Annotated in this window: 9 protein-coding genes; 8 read left to right on the forward strand and 1 reads right to left on the reverse strand. The window is 66.9% G+C overall.

The window, feature by feature from the left end; genetic code table 11:
• The first annotated feature begins 35 nt into the window (after window positions 1-35).
• A complete protein-coding gene (locus ACLKOY_RS06615; protein ID WP_436454104.1) occupies window positions 36-1,556 on the forward strand; it encodes a L,D-transpeptidase family protein in 1,521 nt (506 codons plus the stop codon).
• 126 nt (window positions 1,557-1,682) lie between these two features.
• Here the strand turns inward: ACLKOY_RS06615 and ACLKOY_RS06620 are convergent, their stop codons facing one another.
• A complete protein-coding gene (locus tag ACLKOY_RS06620; protein WP_436454105.1) occupies window positions 1,683-3,902 on the reverse strand; it encodes an NADP-dependent isocitrate dehydrogenase in 2,220 nt (739 codons plus the stop codon).
• Between the two features lie 179 nt (window positions 3,903-4,081).
• Here ACLKOY_RS06620 and ACLKOY_RS06625 point away from each other — a divergent pair, with 179 nt between their 5' ends.
• The 7 genes from ACLKOY_RS06625 to ACLKOY_RS06655 all read left to right on the forward strand — a co-directional run bounded on the left by ACLKOY_RS06625 (window position 4,082) and on the right by ACLKOY_RS06655 (window position 12,771).
• Window positions 4,082-4,540, forward strand: a complete 459-nt coding sequence (locus ACLKOY_RS06625; RefSeq protein WP_140036437.1) for a GNAT family N-acetyltransferase — start codon at window positions 4,082-4,084, stop codon at window positions 4,538-4,540.
• 210 nt (window positions 4,541-4,750) lie between these two features.
• On the forward strand, window positions 4,751-5,764 hold the full coding sequence (locus ACLKOY_RS06630; protein ID WP_436452940.1) for a LacI family DNA-binding transcriptional regulator: 1,014 nt from the start codon (window positions 4,751-4,753) through the stop codon (window positions 5,762-5,764).
• Between the two features lie 124 nt (window positions 5,765-5,888).
• Window positions 5,889-7,196 carry an ABC transporter substrate-binding protein gene (locus ACLKOY_RS06635; protein ID WP_436452941.1) on the forward strand — a complete coding sequence of 436 codons (1,308 nt, stop codon included), beginning with the start codon at window positions 5,889-5,891 and terminating at the stop codon, window positions 7,194-7,196.
• Window positions 7,197-7,254: 58 nt separating this feature from the next.
• Window positions 7,255-8,220 (forward strand): carbohydrate ABC transporter permease, encoded by a 966-nt coding sequence (locus ACLKOY_RS06640; protein ID WP_436452942.1) that lies wholly within the window; start codon window positions 7,255-7,257, stop codon window positions 8,218-8,220.
• Window positions 8,220-9,107, forward strand: coding sequence for a carbohydrate ABC transporter permease (locus ACLKOY_RS06645; protein ID WP_436452943.1), 888 nt, complete (start codon window positions 8,220-8,222; stop codon window positions 9,105-9,107). The genes ACLKOY_RS06640 and ACLKOY_RS06645 overlap by 1 nt, the downstream gene beginning before the upstream one ends.
• A complete protein-coding gene (yicI, locus tag ACLKOY_RS06650; RefSeq protein ID WP_436452944.1) occupies window positions 9,107-11,341 on the forward strand; it encodes an alpha-xylosidase in 2,235 nt (744 codons plus the stop codon). Before ACLKOY_RS06645 ends, yicI begins: the two co-directional genes overlap by 1 nt.
• Window positions 11,338-12,771 (forward strand): GH1 family beta-glucosidase, encoded by a 1,434-nt coding sequence (locus tag ACLKOY_RS06655; protein ID WP_436452945.1) that lies wholly within the window; start codon window positions 11,338-11,340, stop codon window positions 12,769-12,771. Before yicI ends, ACLKOY_RS06655 begins: the two co-directional genes overlap by 4 nt.
• Window positions 12,772-12,788 lie beyond the last annotated feature (17 nt).

Here is a 12,788-nt window from a genome sequence, read left to right on the forward strand (position 1 = left end):
CATATCGGTAAGGACACGCGAGAAACCGGGGGGTGATGTTCGTGACCGATCTGATCTCAGCGCAGGATGCGAAGACCGAGAAGCTGACCGAGGCGACCGCCTCCGGTGACCAGCTGCAGAACGTCGCGCCCGGCGACTCCGGCAACGCGCCCACCGACTCCCAGCCGCCGAGCAGCGGCGACCAGGAGCTCGCCTGGGCGCCGATCGAGCCAGCCCCCAAGAAGAAGCGCCTCGGCCTGTGGATCGGTCTCGGCGTGGGAGCCCTGGCCCTCGGCGCAGGCGCCGCATCGATGATCCTGATCGCTCCGGGCACCACAGTCGCCGGAATCCCCGTCGGCTGGCTCACTCCCGGGGCCGCCGCAGAGACCATCCAGGCTCACGTCGCCGAGACCGAGGTCACTCTCACGGGAGCCGGTGACGACATCGTCCTGACCGGAGCCGATCTCGGCGCCACGATCGACGCGAGCGCACTCGCTGACGCGGCCTTCGCGGAGCGTCCGCTCTGGAACGTCACCGCTTGGATGGGCGAGCCCGTCGCCGGCGACATCGCTCTCGACCCCACCAAGGCGGAATCCGCGCTGCGCGAGGCGGTGCCGGCGAGCTTCGAAGACCCGGTCGACGCCGGCGTCGTCTTCGACGCCGCAGGCGGAGGCTATGCGATCACGCCTTCGGCGCCCGGCACGGCCGTAGACGTCGACGGCCTCACAGCTGCCATCGTCGCGACGATCGCGGAGGGCGGAAAGAGCCTCGAGTTCTCCGGCGGTCCGGCCGAAGCGGCCCCCGCCGTCACAGACGAAGATGCCACGACCTTTGCCACCTCACTGAACACGATGCTGGGTTCGATCGGCTTCTACATCGGCGAAGAGCGTGCGGTCCCCGTCGACCCGGCCACCGCCTCGACCTGGCTCTCGGTCGTCGACGACGAGGGCGAGCTGAGCATCGTCGCGGATGAGGCGGCGATCCAGGCGACGATCGACGCCCTTCCCGCATCCGTCAACCGGGAGCCCGTCAATGCGACGAACATCGTCGACTCCGGGGGCGAGATCCTTCGCACCGTCGCCGAGGGCACGAACGGCCGCGCGATCGGCGACACCTCGAACCTCGCATCCGACGTCGTATCGAAGCTGGAGGCCGGCGAGGGCGTCTTCCCCATCGAGGTCACCGAGACTCCGTTCGAGTCCGTCAACCTGGTTCGCAAGATCGATGTCGACCTGAGCTCTCAGACGGCGACTCTCATCGAGAACGGCGCCGTCGTCCGTTCATGGGCGATCTCGTCGGGAAAGAGCGCGACGCCCACCGACACCGGCAACTTCAGGGTCTACGCGCATGTGCGCGAGCAGACGATGAAGAGCCGCGAACCGGACGGGTCGATCACCGAGACGCCGAACGTCCCCTGGGTCACGTACTTCAATGGAGACGAGGGCTTCCACGGCACCTACTGGCACAACGACTTCGGCAACCCGCGCAGCCACGGCTGCGTGAACATGCCGATCGACGTCGCCAAGTACGTCTACGAATGGTCGCCCGTCGGCCTCGAGGTGTCGGTCCACTACTGACCCTCGCTCCCCCGACCGAGCCGGCGCATCGCCGACTCGGAAGGACACGGCCTTCCGTGCTCGCGGAGAACGACGAAGGAGGGGCCGGATGCTCGCGCATCCGGCCCCTCCTTTCGTCGATCCGTGTCAGCTCAGTGCGTCGACGATCCCGTTCAGCGTCGTGGACGGGCGCATGACGGCTTCGACCAGTGCGTCGTCGGGGCGGTAGTAGCCGCCGATCTCGACGGGCTTGCCCTGCACGGCGTTGAGTTCGGAGACGATCTTCTCCTCGTTCTCCGAGAGCGTGGCGGCGATCGGAGCGAACGACGCCGCGAGCTCGGGGTCCTTCGTCTGCGCCGCGAGCTCCTGCGCCCAGTACAGGCCCAGGTAGAAGTGGCTACCGCGGTTGTCGATCGTGCCGAGAGCGCGACCAGGAGAGCGGTCCTCTTCGAGGAAGGTCCCGGTCGCGGCATCCAGCGTCTCCGCGAGGACACGGGCCTTCTCGTTGCCCGTGCGGTCGGCGAAGTGCTCGAGCGATGCGGCCAGCGCGAAGAACTCGCCCAGGGAATCCCAGCGCAGGTAGTTCTCCTCCACGAGCTGCTGCACGTGCTTGGGCGCGGAGCCGCCGGCACCGGTCTCGAACAGTCCGCCGCCGGCGAGCAGCGGGACGATCGACAGCATCTTGGCACTGGTGCCGACCTCGAGGATCGGGAACAGGTCGGTGAGGTAGTCACGCAGCACGTTGCCGGTCACCGAGATGGTGTCGAGGCCGTGACGCATGCGCGCGAGCGTGTAGCGGGTGGCCTCTTCGGGGGCGAGGATCGTGATCGTGAGCCCCTTGGTGTCGAGCGTCGCGAGACCCTGGTGCACCTTGGCGATGATCTGCGCGTCATGCGAGCGGTTGGCATCGAGCCAGAACACCGCAGGCACTCCCGACGCACGAGCACGCGTGACCGCGAGCTTGACCCAGTCCATGACCGGGATGTGCTTGGTCTGCGTCGCGCGCCAGATGTCGCCGGCGCCGACCTCGTGCTCGATCAGCACGGTGCCCTCGCCGTCGAGGACCTGGACCGTGCCGGGAGCGGCGATCTCGAAGGTCTTGTCGTGGCTGCCGTACTCCTCCGCCGCCTGGGCCATGAGCCCCACGTTCGGCACGGTGCCGATCGTGGCGGGGTCGAGCGGGCCGTTCGCGATCACGTCGTCGATGACGGCCTGGTAGACGCTCGCGTACGACGAGTCGGGGATGACCGCGAGCGTGTCGGCCTCGCCGCCGTCCTCGCCCCACAGCTTGCCGCCGTTGCGGACGAGCGCGGGCATGGACGCGTCGACGATCACATCACTGGGCACGTGCAGGTTCGTGATGCCCTTGTCGGAGTTCACGTACGAGACGCGCGGGCCCTCGGCGAGCGCGCGGTCGAATGCTGCGGCGATCTCTTCGCCGCCGGCGATGCCGCCGAGACCCGAGAGGATCGACCCGAGACCGTCGTTCGGGTTGAGGCCCGCCTCGGCGAGCTTGTCACCGTACTGAGCGAACACGTCCTTGAAGAACACCCGCACGACGTGGCCGAAGATGATCGGGTCGCTGACCTTCATCATCGTGGCCTTGAGGTGCACCGAGTAGAGGATGTCGTCGTTCTTCGCCATCTCCATCGTCTCGGCGAGGAATGCGTCGAGGTGCGCGGCCGAGAGGAACGTGGCGTCGATGATCTCGCGCGGGAGGACCTTCAGCCCCTCCTTGAGGATCGTCACCGTGCCGTCAGCGGCGGTGTGACGGAAGCTCAGGACGTCGTCATGGGCGGCGACCCAGGAGCGCTCGTTGTGCTTGAAGTCATCGTGACCGAGCGTCGCGACGCGGGTCTTCGAACCCTCCGCGAACGGCTTGTTGCGGTGCGGGTGCTTCTTGGCGTAGTTCTTGACGGCCAGAGGCGCTCGACGGTCGCTGTTTCCCTCGCGCAGCACGGGGTTGACCGCGGAGCCCTTGATGCGGTCGTAGCGTGCGCGGACGTCCTTCTCCTCGAGGGAGGTCGGCTCGTCCGGGAAGTCGGGGATGTCGTAACCCTGGGACTGCAGCTCGGCGATCGCGCCCTTGAGCTGCGGGATCGAGGCCGAGATGTTCGGGAGCTTGATGATGTTCGCCTCAGGGAGCGTCGCGAGTCCGCCGAGTTCGGCGAGCGAGTCGCCGACCTGCTGCTCGGGCGCGAGCTTCTGCGGGAATGCGGCGAGGATGCGTCCGCCGAGCGAGATGTCGCGGGTCTCGACCTCGATGCCCGCCTGTCCCGTGTAGGCCTTGATGATCGGCAGGAAGGAGGCGGTGGCGAGAGCCGGAGCCTCGTCGGTGTAGGTGTAGATGATGGCGTCGTCGGTCACCAGGAGGTTCTCCGTTCGCGAGGGCATATTTGTCTCGATACCAAGATACCTGAGGCGCTCCCGACGCACGTTCGCCGCGAGGAGGCGCTGACATCGACTTCCGGCATTCCGCGGTGGGGCACCCCTGACGAAAGTCGAGGTTTCTGCGCGGGACCCCTGGGAGGGGCTAGCCTGTGACTATGTCCGAACTGCGCATGGTGGAACTCTCCGCTGCGACGATCGTCGCCGTGAACAACCTGTCGCTCAAGCCCGGACAGGAGCAGTTCCTCGCTCCGGTGTCCTACGGCATCGCGGCGACGGTCATCAACCCGCAGACCTCCTGGCAGCGGGTCGTCCTCGAGGACGACCAGGTCGTCGGGTTCGTCAGCGCGAACTTCGACGCCGAAGCTCCGGAGGAGCACTTCCGCTCGGTGCTGTGGCGCATCAACGTCGACGCCGAGGGCCAGGGCAAGGGCGTCGGCCGCTTCGCAGTCGAGAGCCTGATCGAAGAGGCCCGTGCCCGCGGCTTCGATCACGTCAACGTCATCTACGAGGCCGGAGAAGACGGCCCCGAGGCGTTCTTCCTGCGCGTCGGGTTCACCCCTGTCGGCGAGACCGAGTACTCAGAGGTCATCGCCCAGATCCGCATCACTTCGTAGACCGGCGGCGGGGTCTCGAATCCCCTCCCCCATCGAGGCCCCGTCGCCCTGGACGGCGATGCGATGGGACCGCTCCCGAACTTTGGGACACGGATTTGTTGCGGTTGGCCACAAAAGGGTTGCGCGTCGCGTCCGCCTCTGCCTATCATCGCTTTCGGAAGCACAAGCGAAACGCTTCGACGATGAACCGATAGCGACGATGGAGTCCTGATGACGACGATTCACGAGGTGGCCGAGGCTGCCGGAGTGTCGATCAGCACGGTCTCCTATGCGCTCAGCGGCAAGCGTCCGGTCTCGGAGAAGACACGTCGGCGCATCGAGGACGCGGTGCAGACTCTCGGCTATGAGCCCGATGCCGGAGCGCGGATGCTGGCCGGCCGGCGTACCCAGATCTTCGGACTCACCGAGCCTCTTCGCGCCGACACGCATGCTCCCACGCACATGGCCTTCGTACTCGCGACAGCCGTCGCCGCCCGTCGCCGTGGCTACGACATCCTGCTGCTGACCGACGAGCAGGCGTCCGAGGGGATGAACCGCGTCGCCGCGAGCAACCTGGTCGATGCCATCCTCGTGCTCGACGTCGCGCCGGACGACGAGCGAGCCGAGATCGCCCGATCCCTGCGCTCCCCGACCGTCTTCATCGGGATCCCTGACGACGCGCACGGTCTGACCTGCGTCGACCTCGACTTCGAAGGCGCAGGGCACCTCGCCGTGGACCGGCTGGCCGATGCCGGGCACACGTCGGTCACGTTGCTCGGGCAGACCGAGGTCTCGTACCGCAAGTCGAACTTCCCCCGACGGCTGCTCCTGGGCGTGCAGGACCGGGCCGCCCAGCGGGGAGTCGACCTCGTCTGGGCGACGACCGGCGTCACGACGACCGACCCGGCCGCAGTACGCGCCGCCGCTGAGCTGGCACTGAGCCGGAGCGTGCGTGCATTCATCGTGCATGCCGTCGGCGACGTGCATGAGACCCTCCTCGAGACGATCACCGCCCACGGGCTGACGGTGGGCGAGGACGTGTCGGTGATCTCGGCCGCAGCATCGTTCGACACCTCCTCACTCGCCGTTCCGATCGACACGATCCCCCTCGTGCCCCAGAAGTCGTGCGAGCTCGCCGTCGATCTCGCCGTGCGGCGCCTGGAAGAACCCGGCATGCCCGCCCGGATCCATCTCATCCCACCCGAGTACCACCTCGCCGGATCGGTCGCTCCCGCTCGGGAGTGACCGCCCGCGGAGAACCTAGCCGCATCACCGTTGTCGAAACGCTTCGACGACTGCCTCATCACAACTGAACACCCGACCCACTGAAGTGTCCGGCCCCAGGGCCACTGAGAAAGGAGTGCCGACGATGGCACGCACCACACGCAGGACGAAGACGCTGGCGGCTCTCGCCGCGCTCACCGCGACAGGCATCGCGCTGAGCGGCTGCACCGCCGGTTCGGCACACGAGGGCGGCGACGGAGACACCCTCAAGCTCTGGCACTACGAAGGCGCGGACAGCGCCATGGGCAAGGCCTGGGCCGAGGCGATCGCGATCTTCGAAGAGGAGACCGGAGCGACCGTCGAGTTCGAGGAGAAGTCCTTCGAGCAGATCCAGAAGACGGCCAGCCAGGTGCTCGACACCGACGCCGCGCCCGACCTCATGGAATTCAACAAGGGCAACGCGACCGCCGGGTTCCTCGCCTCCACCGGGCTCATCTCGGACATCTCCGACGCCGTCGAGGAGTACGGATGGGACGAGAAGCTCGCTCCCTCGCTTCAGACCACCGCGAAGTACTCCGACGACGGCGTCATGGGCGGCGACACCTGGTTCGGTGTCCCGAACTACGGCGAGTTCGTGGGCGTCTACTACAACCAGGATGCGTTCGCCGCGGCGGGGCTCGAGATCCCCACCACGTACGACGAGTTCGTCGATGTCCTCGACGCGTTCGTCGCGCAGGGTGTCACCCCGCTCGCCGAGGCCGGCGCCGAGTACCCGCTCGGACAGCTCTGGTACCAGCTCGCGCTGCTCGAAGGCGACCGCGGCTTCGTCGACTCCTACCAGCTGTACGACGGCGAGGTCGACTGGCAGGGCCCGGAGGTCACCGCAGCGTCCGAGACGCTCAAGGACTACATCGACAAGGGCTACATCGCCTCGGACGTCTCCTCGGTCAAGGCTGAAGACGCCGGCGTCTCGTTCATCAACGGCACCTCGCCCATCTTCGTGTCGGGTTCCTGGTGGTTCGGTCGCTTCGTCTCCGAGGCGACCGGCTTCGACTGGACGATGACCGCGTTCCCGGGGGCCGACCTGTCTCTCGGCTCATCCGGCAACCTCTGGGTCGTCCCCGAGAACGCGGCGAACAAGGAGCTCGCCTACGAGTTCATCGACATCACGATGCGTCCTGAGATCCAGGCGATCATCGGCAACAACGGCGGCCTTCCGGTCGCGGCCGACACCGCCGACATCACCGACGAGAAGAGCGCGGCACTGATCGAGACGTTCAACGGCGTGCTCGACGCCGACGGACTCGCGTTCTACCCGGACTGGCCCGCGCCCGGCTTCTACGACGTGATCGTGCAGGAGCTCCAGGGTCTGATCACCGGCACGCAGGATGCGGAGACCACCAACACGAACCTCGGCGAGCAGTACGACGAGGGCACGTCCGAATTCCGTTGATCCGCCCGCGGGGGCGACGACTGCACGGCGTCGCCCCCGCATCCTCCTGGAGATGAACATGTCACTCGTCACCCGACGCGAGGGCCGCACGAAGCTGCCGCCCGAAGAGCCGTCGATCCCACAGCGCAGCGGCGGGACCGGGGCCTACTGGTTGTATCTGCTCCCCGGCTTCGTACTTCTGCTCGTCGTCGTCATCGTCCCGCTGATCTGGAACGTCTACCTGACCTTCACCAAGTGGAAGGGAGTGCGCTCACCCGAGTTCATCGGCCTCGAGAACTGGCAGAAGATCCTCACCGACAGCGACTTCTGGACCTCGTTCACGAACTCCGTGTGGATGATCATCGCCATGGTCGTGGTGCCGACGATCGTCGGCCTGATCGTCGCAGCCCTGCTCTTCGACGTCGTCGGTCGCAAGTTCGGCGGCAAGGTCGGCAGCTTCCTGCGCGCGACCTACTACCTCCCCCAGATCCTGCCCATCGCCGTCGCCGGCATCGTGATCGGCTGGATCGTTCGGCCGGGTGGCGACGGCGCGCTCAACCAGATCCTCGGATGGTTCGGCATCCCCGCCTACGACTGGCTCGGCCAGATGCCGTCAGCCCTCATCGTGCTGATGGTCGTCATGGTCTGGGTGCAGCTCGGCTACCCCGTCGTCGTCTTCATGGCGGCGCTCCAGCGCGTCGATCCTGAGCTGTACGAGGCCGCCGAACTCGACGGCGCGAACTGGTTCCAGCGATTCACCGCGATCACGATGAGCATCATCCGCCCGGAGATCTTCGTCGTGACGCTCACCTGCACGATCGCCGCCCTCAAGGTCTTCGGCCCCGTGTACATCATCACGCGCGGCGGCCCCGCGGGTGCCACCCTGGTGCCCGCGTACTACGCCTATCAGGAATTCTTCACGAAGCGGAACGTGGGCTACGGCGCGACGATCGCGACCGTGCTGACCATCGTCGTGGTGATCGTGTCGATCATCTTCATCCGCGTGCAGAACTCCCTCGAGCGCAAGGAAAGGGCGGGTCTCTGATGCACGCCACCACCGCCATCGTCACCGGCAAGCCCTCCCAGAGCCGCCCGCGCGGCGGCATGACCAAGAAGCGCCCCGTCGACTGGCTCATGCTCGCGCTCGTCGTCATCGGCGCGCTGCTCGTCATCGCGCCGTTCTACCTCGTGCTGGTCAACTCGTTCAAGTCGCCGGTCGACTACGCGACGTCGGGTCCCCTCGCCTTCCCCGAGACCCTGGACTTCGGCGGGATCATCAAGTTCTGGGAGCGCGTGAACTTCCCCGAGAAGGTGTGGAACTCCATCTTCATCGCCGGCATCGTCTCGGTGCTCGCCGTCGGGATCTCGATGCTCAACGCCTTCGCGATCGGCATCGGCCGCGTCCGCGGGCGCAGCTGGATCGTGCTGCTCTTCCTGCTCGCCAACCTGCTGCCGCAGGAGGCGCTGCTCTACCCGCTGTACTACATGTTCAAGTCCGTCGGCCTGTATGACAACGTGTGGTCGGTGATCATCGTCTTCACGGTCATTCAAGCGGCTTTCGGCACGTATCTCCTGTCGTCGGTCTACGGCACGTTCCCCAAGGAGATCCTCGAAGCGGCATCCATCGACGGTGCGACTCGCTGGCAGATCCTCTGGCGGATCGTCTTCCCGATCAGCCGCCCGACCCTGTCGGTGCTGCTCATCTTCTTCTTCATCTGGACGTGGAACGAGTTCCTGATCCCGCTGACCTTCCTCGCATCCAACGCGAATCAGACGGTCCCCGTGGCGATCAGCGTGCTGCAGGGCGACCGGCTCATGGACGTCACGACGACGAGCGCGTCCGCGCTGCTCGGCATCATCCCCACGCTCATCTTCTTCCTCATCTTCCAGCGCACCCTCACACGCGGCATCACGGCAGGAGCAGTCAAGTAATGAAGTTCACCGACGGGTTCTGGCAACTGCGTCCAGGGGTCACCGCGCTGTATGCGCAGGAGGCCTACGACATCGCCGAGACCCACGACAGCCCCGACGGGCGCGGCATCGTCATCACGGCGCCCACCATGGTGATCGCCAAGCGCGGCGACACTCTGAACCGGCCCGTGCTGACGACCACGCTCTCGTCGCCCGCCGAAGGGGTCGTGCGCGTGCGCATCGCGCACCACGAGGGTGGCCGCTGGCATGGCGGGTTCGGCCTCCCCGGAGCAGGATCCGGAGCGGCATCCGTGTCGATCACCGAGGCGGGCGGCGTCATCGATGCCGGTTCGCTCGTCGCGCGGATCACGCCGGGTGCACCCTGGGGCCTCGCATTCGAGGTCGACGGCAGACGCGTGACCGGGAGCGGGCACAAGGCGCAGGGATACGTGCGACTCGCCCCGGACGCGCAGGTCGACGCCGGCATCGTCGACAATGCACGACAGGGCGGTTCGACCCCGAACGGATCCGTCTTCGTGCACGAGCAGCTCGACCTCGGAGTCGGCGAGCTGATCTACGGTCTCGGCGAGCGCTTCGGGCCGCTGGTGAAGAACGGCCAGTCGGTCGACATCTGGAACGCCGACGGCGGAACCTCCAGCGAGCAGGCGTACAAGAGCATCCCGTTCCACCTCTCGAATCGCGGCTACGGCGTGCTCGTGAACGATCCCGGCCACGTGTCGTACGAGATCGGATCCGAATCGGTCGAGCGCGTGCAGTTCTCGGTCTCCGGTGAGGTGCTCGAGTACTTCGTCATCGCGGGTCCGACGCCGAAGGATGTGCTGGGACGCTACACCGCCCTCACCGGGCGACCGCCGGTGGTTCCGGCCTGGTCGTACGGGCTCTGGCTGTCGACGAGCTTCACGACCGACTACGACGAGCAGACCGTCAACTCGTTCATCGACGAGATGGCGGCGCGTGAGCTGCCGGTGTCGGTGTTCCACTTCGACTGCTTCTGGATGCGCGAATTCAACTGGACCGACTTCGTCTGGGATTCCCGGGTGTTCCCCGACCCCGAGGGCATGCTGTCGAGACTGCACGACAAGGACCTGCGCGTCTGCGTCTGGATCAACCCGTACATCGCGCAGCGCTCCCCTCTCTTCCGTGAGGCGGCCGATCAGGGCTACCTCGTGGTGCGCCCCGACGGATCGGTCTGGCAGTGGGATCTCTGGCAGGCAGGGATGGGTCTCGTCGACTTCACCAACCCGGATGCGACCGCCTGGTACCAGGCGAAGCTCCGCGACCTGATCGCCCAGGGCGTGGACTGCTTCAAGACCGACTTCGGCGAGCGCATCCCCACCGAGGTGGTCTGGGCCGACGGCTCCGACCCCGAGCGCATGCACAACCTGTACACCGATCTCTACAACCGAGCGGTGCACGATGTGCTCGTCGAGGCGCGAGGCGCCGACGACGCCGTGCTGTTCGCGCGCTCGGCGACCGCCGGCGGGCAGAGCATGCCGGTGCACTGGGGTGGTGACTCCACATCGACCTACGCATCGATGGCCGAGACGCTGCGCGGCGGGCTCTCGCTCGCGCTCAGCGGCTTCGCCTTCTGGAGCCACGACATCGGCGGGTTCGAGGGCACTCCGGATGCCGGTGTGTTCAAGCGCTGGACGGCCTTCGGCCTGCTCGGCTCGCACTCGCGCTTCCACGGATCGAGCTCGTACCGGGTGCCGTGGGCGTTCGACGAGGAGGCCGTCGATGTGACGAGGCGATTCACGCACCTCAAGATGCAGCTGATGCCGTACCTGTATCAGCAGGGCATCATGGCATCGCGGACAGGTCTGCCCGTGATGCGACCGATGCAGCTGGAGTTCCCCGACGACCCGGCCGTCGGCTACCTCGACCGGCAGTACATGCTCGGCACCGACCTGCTCGTCGCGCCCGTCTTCTCGGAGGACGGATCAGTGGAGTTCTACCTGCCGGAGGGCGAGTGGACGTCGCTGCTGAGCGGCGAGACCGTCTCGGGCGGGGGCTGGCGGCGAGAGACCCACCCCTTCGACTCGCTTCCGCTGTATGTGCGACCAGGCACCGTGCTCCCCTGGGGCGCCCGCACCGACAGGCCGGACTACGACTATCACGACGGCCTGCGACTGCGGGTGTTCCCTGGCGGATCGGGCTCGGCGTCCGTGACCGTGACGAGCCCGGACGGCCGTGAGAAGATCTACGAAGCCGACCTGACGGAGGTAACCCGGTGACTCTCTCCCCCGCCGACGACTACCGCGGATCCGGACTCGTGCTGCCCGAGGGCTTCACATTCGGATCGGCGACAGCCTCGTACCAGATCGAGGGTGCGGCCGACGAGGACGGCCGGACGCCGTCGATCTGGGACACGTTCAGCAGGACACCGGGCAAGGTGTGGAACGGCGACACCGGCGACGTGGCCTGCGATCACTACCACCGCGTCGACCAGGACCTCGAGCTGATGTCGGGCCTCGGACTCCAGGCGTACCGTTTCTCGATCGCCTGGCCGCGGATCGTGCCAACGGCAGATGGCGGCATCAACCAGGCGGGCATCGACTTCTACTCGCGTCTCGTCGATGGGCTGCTCGAGCGCGGCATCAAGCCGGTGGCGACCCTCTATCACTGGGACCTCCCCCAGTACCTCGAAGACGCAGGCGGGTGGACCTCCCGGTCGACGACCGACGCCTTCGAGCGATACGCGTCGATCATGGGCGCGGCGCTCGGCGACCGGGTGCACACGTGGACCACGCTCAACGAGCCCTGGTGCTCGGCCTATCTGGGATACGGGCAGGGCGGTCACGCGCCGGGCCGACACGAGCCGGCGTCCGCTCTGGCCGCCGTGCACCATCTGAACCTCGCGCACGGGCGCGCGATCCAGGCACTCCGCGCCACGTCGACCGGCGACCCCGACTACTCGGTGACGCTGAACTTCCATGTGCTGCGTGGCGTCGGCGATAGAGCCGACGAGGCCATGCGCCGGATCGACGCCCTGGCGAATCGCGCGTTCACGCATCCGATGCTGCGCGGCGAGTACCCCGCGGATCTCCTCGCGGACACGGCCTCGGTCACGGACTGGTCGTTCGTGCACGACGGCGATCTCGCCACCGTGCATCAGCCGATCGATGTGCTCGGAGTGAACTACTACTCCACCGCGACGGTGCGGCTCTGGGACGGAGTCTCGGAGAAGCAGCAGAACGACGGGCACAAGGGCACGGCCGGAGGCACCGCATGGCCGGGCAGCGATCAGCTGGTCGAGTTCGTCGAGCAGCCGGGGCCCTACACGGCGATGGGGTGGAACATCGCACCGGAAGGGCTCGAAGAGCTGCTCGTCTCACTGTCGGAGCAGTTCCCCGCCCAGCCGCTGATGGTCACCGAGAACGGTGCCGCGTTCGATGACGAGGTCGCTGACGACGGCTCGGTGCCGGATCCCGAGCGCACCGACTACCTCCGACGCCACTTCACCGCCGCGCATCGTGCGATCCAGCGAGGCGTCGATCTGCGCGGCTACTTCGTGTGGTCGCTGCTCGACAACTTCGAGTGGGGCTACGGCTATGCCAAGAGGTTCGGCATCGTGCGCGTGGACTTCGACTCCCTCGAACGCACCGTCAAGGACTCGGGGCACTGGTATCGCGAGCTCATCGCCTCACGCACGATCGGGGCCTGACCCTTCGGATGGAGCAC

Source organism: Microbacterium sp. K2 (assembly GCF_051365005.1).
In the GTDB taxonomy this organism is placed as follows: Bacteria; Actinomycetota; Actinomycetes; order Actinomycetales; family Microbacteriaceae; genus Microbacterium; species Microbacterium foliorum_B.